20 protein-coding genes are annotated in these 17,842 nt (G+C 32.7%); 14 read left to right on the top strand and 6 right to left on the bottom strand.

Going from position 1 to position 17,842, the window contains the following annotated elements:
- Window positions 1–82 precede the first annotated feature (82 nt).
- The 4 genes from AC3ASS_RS04960 (at window position 83) to wrbA (ending at window position 3,430) form a co-directional block, all read left to right on the top strand.
- Entirely contained in the window at window positions 83–568 is a 486-nt protein-coding gene (locus AC3ASS_RS04960; RefSeq protein ID WP_488282404.1) for a DUF1259 domain-containing protein, read from the top strand.
- A 246-nt stretch (window positions 569–814) separates the two neighbouring features.
- Window positions 815–1,714, top strand: coding sequence for a phosphogluconate dehydrogenase (NAD(+)-dependent, decarboxylating) (gene gnd, locus AC3ASS_RS04955; protein ID WP_488282403.1), 900 nt, complete (start codon window positions 815–817; stop codon window positions 1,712–1,714).
- Between the two features lie 196 nt (window positions 1,715–1,910).
- Window positions 1,911–2,693, top strand: a complete 783-nt coding sequence (locus AC3ASS_RS04950) for an aldo/keto reductase (protein ID WP_488282435.1) — start codon at window positions 1,911–1,913, stop codon at window positions 2,691–2,693.
- Window positions 2,694–2,818: 125 nt separating this feature from the next.
- Window positions 2,819–3,430: an NAD(P)H:quinone oxidoreductase gene (gene wrbA / locus AC3ASS_RS04945; protein WP_488282402.1), complete on the top strand. Its 612-nt coding sequence runs from the start codon at window positions 2,819–2,821 to the stop codon at window positions 3,428–3,430.
- Between the two features lie 62 nt (window positions 3,431–3,492).
- Here wrbA and AC3ASS_RS04940 read toward each other — a convergent pair whose 3' ends face one another.
- Window positions 3,493–4,392, bottom strand: a complete 900-nt coding sequence (locus tag AC3ASS_RS04940) for an RluA family pseudouridine synthase (protein ID WP_488282401.1) — start codon at window positions 4,390–4,392, stop codon at window positions 3,493–3,495.
- A 95-nt stretch (window positions 4,393–4,487) separates the two neighbouring features.
- Between AC3ASS_RS04940 and AC3ASS_RS04935 the strand changes: the two genes are divergently transcribed.
- A complete protein-coding gene (locus tag AC3ASS_RS04935; RefSeq protein WP_488282400.1) occupies window positions 4,488–4,904 on the top strand; it encodes a DUF5365 family protein in 417 nt (138 codons plus the stop codon).
- Between the two features lie 67 nt (window positions 4,905–4,971).
- Here AC3ASS_RS04935 and AC3ASS_RS04930 read toward each other — a convergent pair whose 3' ends face one another.
- The 3 genes from AC3ASS_RS04930 to AC3ASS_RS04920 all read right to left on the bottom strand — a co-directional run bounded on the left by AC3ASS_RS04930 (window position 4,972) and on the right by AC3ASS_RS04920 (window position 6,313).
- The gene (locus AC3ASS_RS04930) at window positions 4,972–5,442 is read right to left on the bottom strand and encodes a thioredoxin family protein (protein ID WP_488282399.1); all 471 of its coding nucleotides are present in this window, start codon (window positions 5,440–5,442) and stop codon (window positions 4,972–4,974) included.
- Between the two features lie 3 nt (window positions 5,443–5,445).
- A complete protein-coding gene (locus AC3ASS_RS04925) occupies window positions 5,446–5,877 on the bottom strand; it encodes a disulfide oxidoreductase (protein WP_488282398.1) in 432 nt (143 codons plus the stop codon).
- A 184-nt stretch (window positions 5,878–6,061) separates the two neighbouring features.
- A complete protein-coding gene (locus AC3ASS_RS04920; protein WP_488282397.1) occupies window positions 6,062–6,313 on the bottom strand; it encodes a YhdB family protein in 252 nt (83 codons plus the stop codon).
- A 165-nt stretch (window positions 6,314–6,478) separates the two neighbouring features.
- Between AC3ASS_RS04920 and AC3ASS_RS04915 the strand changes: the two genes are divergently transcribed.
- The 7 genes from AC3ASS_RS04915 (at window position 6,479) to AC3ASS_RS04885 (ending at window position 13,945) form a co-directional block, all read left to right on the top strand.
- Window positions 6,479–7,450, top strand: coding sequence for a M14 family zinc carboxypeptidase (locus AC3ASS_RS04915; RefSeq protein WP_488282396.1), 972 nt, complete (start codon window positions 6,479–6,481; stop codon window positions 7,448–7,450).
- 122 nt (window positions 7,451–7,572) lie between these two features.
- Window positions 7,573–7,842: a DUF3889 domain-containing protein gene (locus tag AC3ASS_RS04910; protein ID WP_488282434.1), complete on the top strand. Its 270-nt coding sequence runs from the start codon at window positions 7,573–7,575 to the stop codon at window positions 7,840–7,842.
- 144 nt (window positions 7,843–7,986) lie between these two features.
- The gene (locus tag AC3ASS_RS04905) at window positions 7,987–9,402 is read left to right on the top strand and encodes a SpoVR family protein (RefSeq protein WP_488282433.1); all 1,416 of its coding nucleotides are present in this window, start codon (window positions 7,987–7,989) and stop codon (window positions 9,400–9,402) included.
- A 203-nt stretch (window positions 9,403–9,605) separates the two neighbouring features.
- Window positions 9,606–10,511: a cation diffusion facilitator family transporter gene (locus AC3ASS_RS04900; protein WP_488282395.1), complete on the top strand. Its 906-nt coding sequence runs from the start codon at window positions 9,606–9,608 to the stop codon at window positions 10,509–10,511.
- A gap of 168 nt (window positions 10,512–10,679) precedes the next feature.
- Window positions 10,680–11,975, top strand: a complete 1,296-nt coding sequence (locus AC3ASS_RS04895; protein WP_488282394.1) for an arsenic transporter — start codon at window positions 10,680–10,682, stop codon at window positions 11,973–11,975.
- Between the two features lie 16 nt (window positions 11,976–11,991).
- Window positions 11,992–12,723, top strand: a complete 732-nt coding sequence (locus AC3ASS_RS04890; protein ID WP_488282393.1) for a glucose 1-dehydrogenase — start codon at window positions 11,992–11,994, stop codon at window positions 12,721–12,723.
- A gap of 334 nt (window positions 12,724–13,057) precedes the next feature.
- Window positions 13,058–13,945: a YitT family protein gene (locus tag AC3ASS_RS04885; protein ID WP_488282392.1), complete on the top strand. Its 888-nt coding sequence runs from the start codon at window positions 13,058–13,060 to the stop codon at window positions 13,943–13,945.
- Window positions 13,946–14,004: 59 nt separating this feature from the next.
- Here AC3ASS_RS04885 and tatA read toward each other — a convergent pair whose 3' ends face one another.
- Together tatA and AC3ASS_RS04875 are read right to left on the bottom strand one after the other, a co-directional pair.
- Complete coding sequence (gene tatA, locus AC3ASS_RS04880) at window positions 14,005–14,172, bottom strand: twin-arginine translocase TatA/TatE family subunit (protein ID WP_488282391.1); 168 nt, start codon at window positions 14,170–14,172, stop codon at window positions 14,005–14,007.
- 244 nt (window positions 14,173–14,416) lie between these two features.
- Window positions 14,417–15,541, bottom strand: coding sequence for an ATP-binding protein (locus tag AC3ASS_RS04875; RefSeq protein WP_488282390.1), 1,125 nt, complete (start codon window positions 15,539–15,541; stop codon window positions 14,417–14,419).
- Window positions 15,542–15,801: 260 nt separating this feature from the next.
- Here AC3ASS_RS04875 and cls point away from each other — a divergent pair, with 260 nt between their 5' ends.
- Window positions 15,802–17,244 carry a cardiolipin synthase gene (cls, locus tag AC3ASS_RS04870; protein ID WP_488282432.1) on the top strand — a complete coding sequence of 481 codons (1,443 nt, stop codon included), beginning with the start codon at window positions 15,802–15,804 and terminating at the stop codon, window positions 17,242–17,244.
- 198 nt (window positions 17,245–17,442) lie between these two features.
- The gene (locus AC3ASS_RS04865; protein ID WP_488282389.1) at window positions 17,443–17,730 is read left to right on the top strand and encodes a hypothetical protein; all 288 of its coding nucleotides are present in this window, start codon (window positions 17,443–17,445) and stop codon (window positions 17,728–17,730) included.
- The last annotated feature ends 112 nt before the right edge of the window (window positions 17,731–17,842 follow it).

The following is a 17,842-nucleotide window of genomic DNA, read 5'->3' as shown; positions in this document are numbered from 1 at the left end:
GAATGTGTATTAGTAACAGGTTATTCATCCATACTTGTCCTTCTTAAATGAATATATTATTAGCGAAATGGAGGTGAATAGGATGAATCCATTTTGGGATCGTATAATGTATGGTTCTATAAGAAATGATCATAATCTTGATGAAGCTTTTGATAGAAAAAAACATAATAAAATTTCGACATGCCAAAAACTAGCCAATATTATAGGGGGAGAAGTCATAACATCTTCTCCAGTATGTGTTGTTCAACGTCTTAGAAATATTAATGCACAAATACTAGGTCGTCGAACACAATCCCCACTTGCACTACCATTTGCTCTTTCATTTGAAGATAATAAAAAAGGGCGTACTTTAAATCTTGGTGAGACAGTAATCTTACAGAAAGAAATTAACCCGTTTATTTCTGAATTGAGAAAAAGAGGATTAATCGTTACTGCACTACACAACCATTGGTTGTTTGATGAACCTCGATTAATGTACATTCATTGGGAAAATGTAGGAGATCCGTTTGAATTTGCACAAAAGAGTATTGATGCGGCAAGAGAAGCAGGACTGTTTAGGAAAAAATAATTAAGGATAATGTAGACTTTCCCATCTATGTAGTTGAAAGTGTAGATAAAATGGAAAAAAGAAAACTATCAACGTAAAATAAAAACAATAGGACAAATATGAATGCATAATAGGAGGAAGTAGAGCAGACAATTGGTTCATAACTAGAAAGAAACCAATTGTCTTTTTTATTTTAAAAAATTTGTGCAAAATTCCTGTTATAATGTAAAAACTAATAAAAGAATTGATCAATAGGAGGATAACATTATGAAACTTGCGATGATAGGATTAGGAAAAATGGGATTAAATTTAACGTTCAATTTACTCGACCATCATCATGAAGTAGTGGTCTATGATGTAAATGAAGAATCCGTCCAAAAAGCAGTTGAATATGGTGCTGAAGGTTCATCATCTATAAAAGAATTGGTGGAAAAACTTCCGAAACCAAGAATCATTTGGTGTATGGTTCAGGCTGGAGAAATTACTGAGCAGGTTATCAATGAAGCTTATACATATATGCAAGCCGGTGACATTTTAATTGATGGAGGGAACTCAAATTATAAAGAAACACTTCAAAGAGGACGAAAACTAGAGGAAAAAGGAATATATTTTTTTGATTGTGGAACTAGCGGGGGGACAGACGGCGCAAGGCACGGGGCTTGTACGATGATTGGTGGAGATCAAGAGATTTTTAAAATGATTGAGCCTATTTTTAAAGATATTTCTGTAGAAAATGGATATTTATATACAGGGGAACTTGGCAGTGGTCATTTCCTAAAAATGGTTCACAATGGAATTGAATATGGAATGATGCAGGCGATTGCTGAAGGGTTTGAGATTTTGGAAAAAAGTCAATTCGAATATGATTATGAAAAAGTTTCAAGAGTATGGAATCATGGATCAGTTATTCGCTCTTGGTTAATGGAATTAATGGAAAATGCATTTTCGAAAGATGCTAAACTTTCAAGTATTAAAGGAGTTATGCATTCTTCTGGGGAAGGAAAATGGACGGTGGAAACGGCTCTTGATCTTCAAACAGCTGCCCCAGTCATTGCACTTTCTTTAATGATGCGCTACCGATCATTGGAAAACGATACATTCTCGGGTAAAATCGTGGCAGCGCTTCGTAATGAATTTGGCGGACATGCAGTTGTGAAAAGAGAATAAAAATGATAAGAGGATGGTTAAAACATCCTCTTTTTTATGGTAAAATTTTTGAATAAAGATTCAGAAAAAATACTCTATGGAAGATAAGAGAGTGTTACTGAAAAAACTAACATGTAAGGCATAGATTACATAGAGAATGGGAGTGGATTGGGTGAGAACAATCAATGATACTGTAACATTAAATAACGGAGTAGAGATGCCTTTTTTTGGCCTAGGTGTCTACAAAGTAGATGAGGGAAAACAGGTAGAAGAAGTTGTAAAGTATGCGTTGAATGTTGGTTATCGTTCTATCGATACCGCAGCATTTTATCAAAATGAAGCGGGTGTAGGAAAAGCAATTAGAGAAAGTGGAATTCCACGTGAAGAAATATTTGTAACGACAAAAGTTTGGAATACAGATCAAGGATATGATTCTACACTAAAAGCATTTGAAACGAGTTTAGAAAAATTGAATCTAGACTACATAGATTTATATTTAGTTCATTGGCCAGTAAAAGGGAAATATATAGAAACTTGGAAAGCATTAGAAAAAATATATGAGGAAGGAAAAGTTCGAGCCATTGGTGTAAGTAATTTTCAGATTCATCATCTACAGGACATATTTGAACAATGTAAAGTAAAACCTGCTATAAATCAGGTAGAACTGCATCCACATTTTTCACAACTGGAACTTCGCCAATTCTGTCAACAACATGGCATTCAAATAGAAGCATGGTCTCCACTTGCGAGAGCTAGACTATTAGATGAACCAATTCTTGCTGAAATTGGTCAAAAATATGGAAAGTCTCCTGCACAGGTCGTTTTACGCTGGCATTTACAACAAGATATAGTAATCATTCCTAAATCTGTTAAATTAGAGAGAATAAAAGAAAATGCGGATATATTTGACTTTGAATTAAGCTATGAAGATATGGAAGAAATTAATCGATTAAATAAAAATCAGCGCTATGGTAAGGATCCAGATAATTTTCAATTCTAATATTTTTCGTCTGTACAGAAGTACAGGCTTTTTTATTTGAGCTTTTTTAATTACTTATGCATATACAAGTTTGAAATAGGAGAAATAATTATAGAACAAAATTTACATTAAGAAAGGATGATCGTATGACAAAAGTGAACCTATCTATTATTTACTATAGTTCAACAGGTACAAACTATCAATTAGCCAAATGGGCAGAGGAAGCTGCAAGAGAGTCTGGTGCGGAAGTTCGTATACGCAAAGTGAAAGAGCTTGCTCCCGAGTCCGCAATAGCAACGAATGAGGCTTGGAAAAAACATTTTGATGAAACAAAACATATACCTGAAGCTACAAACGAAGACTTAGAATGGGCAGATGCCATCATTTTCAGTACACCTACTCGATTCGGAAACGTTCCATCGCAATTTAAGCAATTTTTAGATCAAACAGGTGGTTTATGGGCACAAGGGAAATTAGTGAATAAAGTTGTAAGTGCCATGAGTTCTGCAAGCAATTTACATGGGGGGCATGAAGCGACCATCCTCGCTTTATATACATCAATGGCTCATTGGGGGGCTATTATCGTACCACCTGGTTATACTGATCCGGTAACATTTGCCGCAGGAGGAAATCCTTATGGGACGAGTGTTACAGTAGGTGAGGATGGGAAAATGAAAGAAGATGTCAAAGCGGCAGTTGCTCATCAAGCAAAAAGAACCGTTTCTGTCGCTGCTGCCATAAAATCAGGAATGAAATAGTAAATAGATAGGGATTGGCAAGCACCAATCCCTAGACGGTTATTAAACCTTTTTAACCTCTCTTATGGAAAAATTGGAGGATGATCAATAAATGGAGCTTCAACACGTATGTATTCCAAAGTTATAGGATGTACAAATTCCAAAAATTTGGCATGAAGGGCAGGTCTTTGTACGTCAGGTTTTCCACCATATAATCGATCACCGACTAATGGATGTCCTATAGAACTTAAGTGGACACGTATTTGATGAGTTCTTCCCGTATCTAAAGTGCATGTAATAAGTGTAGTATTTTTTTTATCGTTGTAGTTTAACACCTCATAATGAGTAATCGCATCTTGTCCTGTTGGTGAAACTCTTCTTTTTGTGGGGTGATGTCGGTCTCGTCCAATTTTTGCGTGAATCGTTCCTTTTTTCTTTTTTAATTTTCCATGTACAATAGCCATATATGTTCGCTTTATTTTTCTCTCTGATAGCATTTGATCTAGCATAGCTGTAATCAATGCATGTTTTCCGAATAATATAGCACCAGTAGTATCTTTATCTAAACGATGGATTTGTCGAACGTGTCGTTTTTCGCCCTTTTGAAATAAATAATAAGATACACCGTTTAATAATGTATTCGTTTCCTTCTTCTCATTAGGGTGGGTACTTATACTTGGAGGTTTATTTACAATGATGAGATGATCATCTTCATAAAGTATATGTATATTCATTGGGGTAAGAGGTATTCCCGAGTCTTCATCAATAAATAAAGGAATTTGTAAAATATCATCGCTAATCAATTTATAATGAAATGACGCAATTTCACCGTTTACCAACACTGATTTATCCATTCTAAACTGATGAATAATCTTTTTTGGTGCCCTCCAGAGATCTCGAAATATTTGCTCAATAGTCAACCCTTCCCATTGTTTCGGTACAGTTAAATCTAGGTATTTTCCATTTTTCCTCGTTATTATCAAAATATCACCTCAAGTCTGTTCCTTTAATTACCACATAAATTCCATTTGTCCATATGTTATTCTAATGTTAATTATGATAAATGGATTACAATTAAATGACAGAAAGTTGTGTGATTATGAAAATTGTTACGGCATCAACACCGGAGCAGGAACAATACATTCTTTCATTAGTTGATTATTTATACACTTCATTGTTTCCTGATTTTTTTACGGATGAAGAAATTGAACAATTCTCATCATTAAACATCCTTGATATCCGATTCAATAATGAACAAATTAGTATTTTAAAAAATTCTTTTGAAATCATAAGCAGTCTGCAAACTATTATATCAATAATTGAAATGGTAGACGAACAAGAACGTGAAAAATACAAAGTCATGTTTGAAAAAAATGTTCAACGATTAGAGCGGTATGGAATACATTTTCCTTTCAAAATGAAGCATTTTCAATATCCATTAAAAGAAATGAGACTTAGTCAGTATTCTAAACCTGATAATGAATATTTAATATAAAAAGACTTCAATAAATCGTTTGACGCGATTTATTGAAGTCTTTTGTATTAAATGTAACAAAATTTTATTATTTTTTTACATGTTCGTTTAGCCAAGCTTCATATTCAGCTTTAGATGCTGCCCCTGTAAATCTAGCCTGTTCCTTCCCATTTTCAAAATGTATGATTGTAGGTGTAGCTGTAATGTTATAATCATTCCAGCCTTGCTCATACTCTAAAATGTTATATTGCAACAAATCAATCCCCATATCTTTAACTAAAGGTGCTAATATTGGTGTTGCTTTTTTACAATGCGGACATTCTGGAGAGAAGAAATAAACCGTTACAGGATTACCACTTTGAATTTTTTCTTCTAAATCACTTGGTAAAACAATATTTTGGTAATTTGGATCATCCAATAAATCAATGGTGGATTGTTTTAGATTTTCTTTGTCGTATGGATTGTTTTTTAATTTTTCACTATTTTGGTATTGATTTACGAAATATAAGCCGGAAAATATAAGAACAATAATGGCTAAAAAGACGATGATTTTTTTCAAAAGTTAGTCCTCCTTTATATTCTTCAACATGTACAAAGATAAAATAAAAATTATTATAAATGCTGTTAATGCTAAAAAAGGAATAGTAATAAATCCGCCCCAGTTTATATATTGTCCTGTACAAGGGACTCTCCCACATGCTGGTGCAGTTTCAGAAAAAAACGTAACCTTTTGGATTAAATAATGATAAAGAGAGATGCATGCTCCAATTCCAGATAATACAGAAGTGTAAAGGGATATTTTAAAGTCTTTTTTCATGTAAGCAATGAGTAAAAGAATAACTAACGGATACATAAGAATGCGTTGATACCAGCATAACTCACATGGTTCATATTGTTTTATTTCTGAAAAGTAAAGACTGCCAGCCATAGCAATAACAGATGTTCCCCAAGCTAAAAACAGACTATTATCCAATTTTATTCTTCGTTTTTCCATACAAATCCTCCATTATGTACTGATTCATTTATATCATATTTTTTTTAACAAAGGATTAGAAAAAACTTGAATTCAAAAAAAATTCATTTTCTCTATCATAGAAAATAATCGAACATCTTTCAATAAAAATAACGAGTGCTAGTTAAGCACTCGCTTCACTTGTTTCTTCCGTATTTCCGCCGATTTAAACGTATGTGTATAATGATTCTTCTTGAATGGTTGTTGCTGTCTCATTTGCATGGTCAATGTATTGAAGCAAATTATATAATTTTTTTTCAATAACGGAATAATTCTTTTCGAAATGATAAGCATGGAGAAATTGTTCAATTTTTTTTGATAAAAAATCATCGTTCGTCCGGACCATTAATATTAATAAATTATCCCATTGTGAACGATGAGTATAATAAAGGGCGCGGTCATAATCTGCTTTATTCATCTATGATCAGCCTCCTTTGTAAGGAGTACTAATAGTATGTCACATCTATTTTGTTGTTTTCTCTGAAAAAGTTAACAGCCAATGAATAATAACCCGTTTTATATTTCCAGTATATTTCATGATTACTCCAAGAAATGTAGGTAAGCCTAATTATAGGTGATACCATTGATAAAATTAGCGTTAATGTTTTCCATACTATTCCATCCGTTTGTAGGCGAGGAAAAGATTGTACAATATAAAATTCCATATTCTTATTACGATTTGACGGAAGATATTGAAAAAATACAGAAAAAATATCGTGGAAACATTCAAGTTACTTCCATTGGAAAATCGACATTAGGAAATGATTTGTTTGCCATTAAATTAGGTAAAGGAAAACGAAATATAGTATTCATTGGGGCTCATCATGCAAGGGAATGGATGACTACATTTCTTTTAATGAATATGTTGGAGCAATATGCAGATGCATATTCTAAACATACGAACATTGGTCCATTTGATTCAAACGTTTTTCATGAAGTATCCATATGGTTTATTCCTCAAATTAATCCTGATGGTGTAATGCTTCAACAAGGTGGATTACATTTTCTATCATTTGTTTGGAAATCGTATGCGATATATTTAAATGATGGAAGTACAGATTTTACAACTTGGAAAGCAAATGCTATAGGAATTGATTTGAACAGACAGTATCCCGCTGGCTGGAATGAAGTTCCGTCCAGAGAGAGACCAGGTCCAAAAAATTATAAGGGAACAAAACCTTTCCAAGCGTTAGAAGTCAAGAAATTGGTTGATTTTATTGAAGAAACACAACCGATTATGGCAGTTTCCTATCATTCAACAGGAAGAGTGATTTATTGGAATTATGGACAAAAACAAAATGTGAAAAGAGACTATTCGATTGCAAAAAAACTTGCTCAATTAACTTCCTACAAATTAGCTGATCCGCCGCAAGAATCATATGGAGCTGGGTTTACAGATTGGTTTATTGATCATTATGGAAGACCAGCATTTACTATTGAGATTGGAACATTTAAAAAAGAACTTCCTCCATCTTTTCATGAAATCTATGAAGAATGGAAACGGAATCAATATGTCGGGATATATTTGGCGAACGAAGCAAAGTATTTTCAATAATAAGCTATACATACATAAGATGGAAATCTGTGGAGAAAATGATAAGGAAAAAGACTGAAGGGGGTATATTTTCGAAAATGAGACGAATTTATTTTGGTTTGTTAGCACTTTTTCTCGTATAGATTTCCCATCAACAAGCTTATGCACAACAACCGGATTACGCGAAATATGGAAGAATAGCAATTGCTGTCGTGAAAGAAGACTACCCAGATCAAAAAGTTGCAGATTATGAATATTTAGGACGTGAAAAGGTTTCAGATCAAGAGGTTAAAGATTCTTTTAAATTTGAAGTTATGCAAAACAATCGACCAACTTTTGTCATTGTAACCATTCAACATTCTTTAGCAAATAATCGGTTAATTCAATTAACGGTAAAAGAACAATCCTCTTGATTAAAGGCAACCAACTTGGTTCCTTGTTATGTTTACATTATTTTGAGTAAAAGAAATTTTATCTATAACATCTTCATACCTAGGAAATCATCTTTTCCCTCTTCCTTACATACATTGAAAAATAAGTAGGGAGGGAAAAAGATGATGCGCGATGATGAACGAAAAGCTTTGGATCGTGCGATTGAAGAGATAACTGAGATTGCGCAAGGTTTTGGGCTAGATTTTTATCCGATGAGGTATGAAATTTGTCCAGCTGACATTATTTATACATTTGGTGCTTACGGAATGCCTACTCGATTTTCTCATTGGAGTTTTGGAAAGCAATTTCATAAAATGAAGCTTCATTACGATTTGGGATTAAGCAAAATTTATGAATTAGTCATTAATTCCAATCCATGTTACGCCTTCCTTTTAGATTCAAACTCCTTAATCCAAAATAAATTAATTGTTGCCCACGTGCTTGCCCATTGTGATTTTTTCAAAAATAATGTTCGTTTTCAAAATACAAAAAGAGATATGGTTGAAAGTATGGCTTCAACGGCGGAACGGATCCGTCGTTATGAGATCCAATATGGTAAAAAAGAAGTGGAAGAATTTTTAGATGCTGTATTAGCAATCGAAGAACATATCGACCCTTCTTTATTACGAAATTCTTTATCATGGGAATTAAATGAGGAAGAAGAGATCGCGGTCAATGAGAAACCTTCCACTCCGTACGATGACTTATGGGAATTGGATAAAAAAGACAAAAAGAAGCCCGTTGTGAAAAAGAAAAGAAATAAATTTCCTCCACAACCAGAAAAAGATCTCCTTTTATTTATTATTCAATATAGTCGTGAACTTTCCGAATGGCAAAGAGACATTATGACTATGATACGTGAGGAAATGTTATATTTTTGGCCACAGCTAGAAACGAAAATTATGAACGAAGGCTGGGCTTCGTATTGGCATCAACGTATTTTAAGGGAAATGGACTTAACGAGTGATGAAGCGATTGAGTTCGCAAAACTTAATGCAAATGTTGTTCAGCCTTCACGTACCAGCATTAATCCTTATTATTTAGGTTTGAAAATCTTTGAAGATATTGAAGAAAGGTATAACAATCCAACAGAAGAAATGTTAAAACGTGGGTTCCAAAAAGGGAAAGGAAGAGAAAAAATTTTTGAAGTTCGCGAACTTGAATCAGATATTTCTTTCTTAAGAAATTATTTAACGAAAGACCTTGTACTGAGAGAAGATATGTATTTATTCCAAAAACAAGGAAAAGAATACAAAATTGTAGATAGAGATTGGGAAAACGTTCGTGACCAACTCGTCAATATGAGAGTAAACGGTGGATTTCCATACATTACTGTCAATGATGGAGACTATATGCGAAATGGAGAATTGTATTTAAAGCACTGGTATGAAGGGATCGAATTAGATATAAAATATTTAGAAAAAGTATTGCCTTATATTTATAAATTGTGGGGCCGCACAGTTCATATGGAAACGGTAGTTGAAAATAAAGAAATCTTATTTACGTATGATGGAAAGACGGTGCATAGGAAATATTTATAATATAAGTGTGCTTTTGATACTACAGTATTTTACTGTGGTATTTTTTTCTCGAGATATTTGGGTGAAGTAGTATGAATGATATATTTTAATTATTTTTATTAAAATTCGTTTGATTTTTTCCTCAAGGACTTGAACCATTAATGTATTTCGTTCATAATATATATGAATATATGTTCATATATAATTATTAAAGGAGAATGAAGATGGGTCATCAACATAATCACTCACATAATCATAATGAAAATAAAAGAGCGCTTATGATTTCATTTTTTTTAATTGTAATATTTATGGTAGTTGAAGTTATTGGGGGAATATTAACGAATAGTTTAGCATTAATTTCGGATGCAGGGCATATGTTTAGTGACGCATTTGCATTAGGGTTAAGTTTATTTGCCATAAAACTTGGGGAGAGGAAAGCTACTTCTAAGAAGACTTTTGGTTATCGGAGATTTGAAATGATTGCAGCTTCGATAAATGGTATCACTTTAATCGGAATATCCCTTTATATTTTTGTTGAGGCGTTTCGTCGATTTACGAATCCTTTTCATGTAGAAAGTTTAGGGATGCTAACCATTTCAACAGTTGGATTAATTATAAATATTGTTGTTGCATGGATCCTTATGAGTGGTGATAAAGATGAGAATTTAAATATTCGTAGTGCCTTTCTTCATGTCATTGGAGATCTTCTAGGTTCCTTAGGAGCTATTATAGCTGCTTTACTTATTTATTTTTTTGATTGGGGAATTGCTGACCCTATTGCAAGTATCGTTGTTGCCATCTTAGTATTGATTAGCGGATGGAGAGTAACGAAGGAATCCTTTCATATATTAATGGAGGGAGTTCCATTCAATATTGAAATAGAATCTGTAAAAGACTCTTTATTAAAGATTCCTCATGTTTTAGACGTGCATGATTTGCATATTTGGTCATTAACTTCGGGTGTACCAATGTTAATTTGTCATTTAACTATAGATGAAATGGGTGACCATGATGAAATTCTTCGGTTAGCTCAAAATATTTTGCACGATCAATACGAAATTGAACATAGCACATTACAAGTTGAAAAAGAAGTAAACGGTTGTCCTAGCCCACATGGTGTCTGTAATTAAATACTATTGAAGAGTTAAATAGATTGTTTTTCAATCTATTTAATTTTTTTTTGCTAAAATGGTCAGAAGTTCATTATTATTTAAGTTGGAATCTTTTTTTATTTTTCTCTATTAAAAGGATTGAAATTAATAGTTTAAGTGAACGATAGATTACTTGGAGGGAGTTTATTGACAGAAACGATTTTGGCATCTTTGATCTTTTTACTTACATTAGTATTCGTTATTTGGCAACCTAAAGGGTTGTCTATTGGCTGGTCAGCAATGGGTGGGGCAGTCTTAGCTCTATTAGTGGGTGTTGTTAACATACAAGATGTTCTAGATGTGACAGCGATTGTTTGGAACGCAACGCTTACGTTTATTGCAATCATAATAATTTCATTGATATTAGATGATATTGGATTTTTTGAGTGGGCTGCATTACATATGGCTAAGGCGGCGAATGGAAATGGCGTTCGAATGTTTGTCTATGTAACAATCCTTGGAGCAATGGTATCAGCACTATTTGCTAATGATGGTGCAGCATTAATCTTAACACCGATTGTTCTTGCCATGGTACGAAATCTTAACTTTACAGAAAAAATGGTATTTCCTTTTATCATGGCAAGTGGATTTATTGCAGACACTACTTCGTTGCCTTTTATTATTAGTAACTTAGTCAATATCGTTTCAGCTGATTTTTTTAATATTCATTTTGTAGAGTATGCTTCTAGAATGATTGTACCAAATATGTTTTCCATGCTTTCAAGTATAGTAGTTTTATATGTATTTTTCAGAAAAAGCATACCAAAAGATTATGATATTAGTCAGTTGAAAAAACCGAGTGCTGCAATTCGTGATCAAAATATGTTTCGTTTTTCTTGGATTGTATTAGGAATATTATTAATGGGGTATTTCGCCAGTGAGTTTACAAGAGTACCTGTTTCTATTATTGCGGGTATAATTGCGATCATCTTTTTATATTTGGCTCATAAAAGTCCGGTCGTAAATAGTAGAAGAGTTGTGAAAAGTGCTCCATGGGCGATTGTTTTCTTTTCTATCGGAATGTATGTAGTCGTGTATGGATTGAAAAATGTAGGTTTAACAAACATTTTAACTGACATTATTCAATTTTTTGCCAATCAAGGTTTGTTTTCGGCAACGATTGGAATGGGTTTTATTGCAGCAATTCTCTCATCCATAATGAATAATTTACCTACAGTAATGATTGACGCATTAGCAATCGCCGATACAACAACTAGTGGTGTCATAAGAGAAGCATTGATTTATGCGAATGTCATTGGATCGGATTTAGGACCAAAAATTACTCCGATTGGGTCATTAGCAACATTAATATGGCTCCACGTATTAGCAACAAAAGGTGTAAAGATTTCATGGGGAACGTATTTTAAAACTGGGATAATCTTAACAATTCCGACGTTATTTATTACATTATTGGGTTTATATATTTGGTTGTTATTCGTATAAAAGGGGGCAGATATTTATGGTTTTTCGAGGAAAGACCGTTATTGTTACAGGTGGAGCAAACGGTATTGGAAAATCGATTGTTACCCATTATCGAGAAAAAGGGGCGAATGTTGTTATTGCAGATATTGATGAGAAGCATGGGGAAGAATTAGAAAAAACAATAGAAGCGACTTTTATTCATACCGATGTAAAGAAAGAAGAGGATATTATCCACTTAATGAGAAGAACAAAAGAAAAATATGGAACAATTGATATTTTAATTAACAATGCTGGGAAAGGATTGTTTAAATCTCCGCTGGAAGTAACGATGGATGAATGGGATGATGTTATAAATACAAATTTACGAAGTGTTTTTCTATGTTCAAGAGAAGCAGCAAAATATATGAAAATGAATAAAAACGGTGGTTCTATAGTTAATATAGCTTCCACTCGAGCATTTATGTCGGAACCTCATTCAGAAGCGTATGCTGCAACAAAAGGCGGAATCATTTCCATTACCCATGCATTAGCAGCGTCATTAAGTGAATGGAAAATTACAGTGAATTGCATTTCACCAGGTTGGATTGAAACAGGTGACTACTCCCAACTTAGCGAAATTGACCATCAACAACATTTTTCAAAACGAGTAGGAAAACCTGAAGATATTGCTCGACTATGTTTATTCTTAACAGACGAAAACAACAACTTTATAACCGGAGAAAACATCATCATCGATGGCGGAATCACCAAAAAAATGATTTATGAATAGAAAAGCGGAGGCGAGCGTATAGTGGCGAACGAACGGGAGGCACTCCTGCACTGAGATAAAGGAAACACGGCGAGGGACGAGCCGATGTTGACTTATCGTAGGGGAAGGAGTGAGTCGTTCGCAAGCCACTGCGAGCCGAGCTAAAAAATTATGAATTATAGTAGCAATAAAAAACACATTATACACAGGTAAGTACGAAATTTTTTTATTCGAAAAATAAAGAAAAATTAAGTAATTCAAATTAAGGGTTATTTTTTTATAGAAAAATTAGAGTTATAATAAAAGAGCGAATTTAGAATGAACATTTTATCATATGAAAATGGGAGGATGGTATATGTCAGAAGCTGAAATTGTTCAACAACATTTTAGTAAGAAATTAACGAAAATGGAGCTATCAAAAAGGATCTTTTTTATCATTATCGGATCTATTTTAATGGGAGTAGGTCTAGAAGAATTTTTAGTCGCTAACAAAATACTAGATGGTGGAATTGTTGGAATATCTATTATTCTATCCCATATTTCAGGAATAAAACTAGGAATTTATATTTTTATACTTAATATTCCTTTTTTCTATTTAGGGTATAAACAGATCGGGAAAACGTTTGCTTTATCCACATTATTAGGAATTTCCGTACTCTCTATAACTACCGTCTTTCTACATAATTTCCCTGCATTTACAAATGATTTATTATTATCGACGGTTTTCGGTGGAATAGTTCTTGGTGCAGGTGTTGGTCTTGTTATTCGATATGGTGGATGCCTTGACGGTACTGAAGTTTTAGCCATCCTCCTTAATAAAAGACTCCCTTTTTCCGTTGGAGAAATGATTATGTTTTTTAATTTATTTATATTTGCTTCAGCGGGTTTAGTGTTCGGGCTCGATCGTGCATTGTATTCAATGATTGCCTATTTCATTGCCTATAAAACGATAGACATTGTCATTGAAGGATTGGATGAATCGAAATCTGCGTGGATCATTAGTGAGAAATATAAAGAAATTGGTGAAAGCCTACTTGCTCGTTTAGGTAGAGGGGTTACATATTTAAAGGGAGAAGGAGCATATACCGGTGATGATAAAAAAGTTATTTTTTGTGTAGTTACAAGACTTGAAGAGGCAAAGTTAAGAAAAATTGTTGAAGAAATTGATAAAGATGCCTTTTTAGCCATTGCAAATATTGTTGAAGTTCGCGGAGGAAGATTTAAAAAGAAAGATATTCATTAAAAACATTCATAATTTCCTTAACAAACAAAAAATCTCCCAATAGTGGGAGATTCATTTTATTATTTTTTTGTTTTATCTGCATCGTCTTCAATAACTTCTTTCATACCTTTTTTGAACTCGTGTAATGTTTCGCCAGCGGCTCTACCTAATTTAGGAAGTTTGGATGGACCAAATATTAATAATGCAACTAATAGGATGAGTACGATTTCACCAAACCCTAGATTCATTAAGGTCATCTCCTTTAATATACATACATAATTATCGTACACCGTAAATTACATTTTTGCAAATTTGGATATAGATAATAAACTGTAGGGTTATACTTAACATAAAGCCGATCGATTGATCATATGGATGGTTTAATTTCTCTATTAAGTTCGGAAAATTAGCTACTTTTTATTCCGCTTATCCTTTAGGTTAGTGAGTTTATTAAAATATTATTCCAATATTCATCGATTTTACTATATAATTTTAATGATGGTCATAATTTAATGGCAGGTATATGTAGAAAGTTGTTCCTATGCCGGGTTCACTTTGAACGGAAATTGTACCGTTATGTTCTTCAATGATTTTATAACACATCATTAAACCTAAACCGTTCCCATTAGATTTTGTTGTAAAAAATGGTTTTCCTAGATGTGAAATATATTCTTTTGGAATTCCACACCCTTCATCCGTAATGGATATAACGGCTTGATTATTCTTTTCTTTCAATTCAATCGTTATTTTTCCAGGCTTATCCATGGATTCAATAGCATTTTTTATAATGTTTATAAATACTTGTTTAATTTTTTGTTCATCACAATAAATAGGAAATAAACGTTCTTCAATATCAATTTTTAAATCTATTCTTTTATAAAAAGCCTCTCCTTCTAATAGAGAAATACAGTCCAATAAAATTGGTTCTAAATCCGTTACTTGATATTGATTTTTATTTGGTTTTGCTAGTATCATTAACTCTTTGGAAATAGAATCAATTCTCTCTATTTCTGATTCCATGATTTCTAGATATTGTTTTTTACAACCATTGTCTGATTTCATCAACTGAATAAACCCTTTTAACGATGTTAATGGGTTTCTAATTTCATGCGCAATGCCTGCAGCTAATTGGCCGACAACCGATAGTTTTTCGTTTTGTAATAACATTTCTTCATGCTTTTTATTTCCGATAATGCTTTTCATAATTCCAACAAATTCGATAGGATGTTTAGTTATATGATGAAATATTATCGAAATAACAACTTCCATCCATACACTCGTTCCATCTTTTTTAATAAAGCGAAACTTCTCAACAAATTGTGTTTCGTTAACATTTTTTATTGGCTTGGAATTAAGTTCTTGTAAAAAAATTATAAGTCTTTCTACATCATCATGATGGATAAATTGAGCAGCTGGTTTACCGATCATTTCATCAGGGGAATAACCTAGCAATAAAGAACTTACTGGTGATACGAAAGTAAATATTCCATCAATTGAAAGTTTGACAATCAGGTCATTGACTGGATAATTCCAAACACTATTGTTTAATTTTTTACTTCGTTTTTTAAAATGAATAGATTGTAAAAATTGTTGATTTTTAATAAAGGAAGTTTGCATCTTTTTCCCTCCAATCGATTTCAAAAATTTGCAGAATAAAAGAGGAGTTTGTCATTGTATGTATCTTCAAAAAATCATCTTTTTTTGACAAAAAATTAGTTACATGTATTATCATGAATATGACATGTGTATACTATTTATTCGTAAAAAATTTTTTCCTTTGGGGTATGTTGTAAAACACAGTGATGGTTTAACTAAAAATACTTTACCCCAATAAATGTAATTCAAACATTATATATAGAGATGGGTGCGATTTTTTGATGTTCACGGTTTTATTGAGTATTTTATTTATACTAAACTTTTTCTTTGCAGGAATTATATTATTTTTAGAAAGAAAGGATGCAAGCGCAACTTGGGCTTGGTTACTTGTACTAACGTTTATTCCATTTTTAGGTTTTATTTTATATTTAATTTTTGGGCAAAATTTAACACGGGAAAAACTATTCCAATGGGAAGATATAAAAAAAATTGGAATTGAACATTTAATTAATGAGCAAATTCAACAATTACGAAGTGATTCATTTCCTTTTAAAGATCAATATGCAAATGCTTATAAAGATTTGATTTATTTACAACTAGCCAACAATGGGGCTATTTTAACACAAAATAATGATGTAAAGATTTTTTATGACGGGAAGGAAAAGTTCGAATCTTTATTTCATGATGTAGAGAAGGCAAAAGATCATATTCATCTCCAATATTACATTTTTCGAGATGATCAAATAGGAGTAAAGCTTATTGAATTATTAACGAAGAAGGCAAAAGAAGGAGTAAAAGTACGGGTTTTGTACGATGAAATGGGATCTAGAAGGATTAAAAAGAAAGCATTTCGTCCACTTATAAAAGCTGGTGGAGAGGTAGAAGTTTTCTTTCCTTCGAAAGTTCCATTTATTAACCTACGAGTAAACTATCGGAACCATAGGAAGCTAGTTATTATCGATGGGAAGATCGGATATGTTGGAGGATTTAACATCGGAGATGAATATTTAGGAAAGGACAAAAAATTTGGATATTGGCGTGACACACATTTGCGAATAAAGGGAACGGCTGTAAAGGCTATTCAAACTAGATTTATTCTCGACTGGAACCAAGCCTCTACTCGTCATGATATTAACTATGAAGAAAGGTATTTTCCATATACAGTCGAAAATGGTGATGTTTCGTTACAAATCGTTACTAGTGGTCCGGATTCTGAGTGGGAACAAATAAAAAATGGGTATATAAAAATGATTAGTTCTGCAAAAAAATCTATCTATATTCAAACCCCTTATTTTATTCCGGATGCAAGTATATTAGATGTACTGAGAATTGCTGCATTATCGGGTGTGGAAGTTCATTTAATGATTCCGAATAAACCTGATCATATGTTTGTTTATTGGGCTACTCTTTCCTATGTAGGTGAACTATTAAAAGCTGGAGCAAAAGTTTATATATATGATAATGGGTTTTTACATGCAAAAACCATTGTTGTTGACGACGAAATAGCGTCGGTGGGAACAGCAAATATTGATGTAAGAAGTTTTAAATTGAACTTTGAAGTTAATGCATTTATTTATAGTAGACAAATTGCCGAAAAACTTTCTAGCATTTTTAAAGAAGATTTAAAATGGAGTAAAGAATTAACGCTCGAAGAATATAAAAAGCGTCCATTAAAAATTAGGTTTAAAGAGTCGATTTCTCGATTGTTATCACCAATATTATAAATGAGTATTGATAAATAATAGATCATTCTATAAAGAGGGAAAACTCATCATTTCAATAATGGAAATGATGAGTTTTTTCTCTAGTAGCACTTTTTGATAATGTTTCTTTTTCGTCATACCTTTCACTTTCATTTAGGTATAAATATTAATATGTTTCTTCAAACTAGTGAAAGAGAACTTTTCGCTAAGGAGGAACATATGGATTTTGAAAAAATATTAAATGAAAGGCCGACTTTTCATTCATATAATGAGGCACATGAGTGGTTTATCGAACATTTTCAAGAACGTTTTGTATTAAGAAATATTGATCAATTAGATGGTCAAAAGTTATATTATTATCATTTAATCAAGGATCCAGAAGTTTATCATGAATATATGAATGTGTTATCGAATGACCAGCCTGAACATATTACAGATATGTCTCCGTTTTATAGTTATCATACTGTTGTAATTACAGAAAGCGGACAAGTTGAAGTTATTACTTGAGTGAATGAGCCCCTTATATTTAGGGGCTTTTTTTAAAAGATAAGAAAGTATAAAAATTTGGGTCTACCACAGTCATTTAAGCTGTGGTATTTTCATTTTATGGAGACCAATA

The organism is Bacillus sp. JST-5, assembly GCF_057747715.1.
The sequence above is the reverse complement of the archived record's forward strand: the minus strand, read 5'-3'. Positions and strand labels throughout refer to the sequence as shown.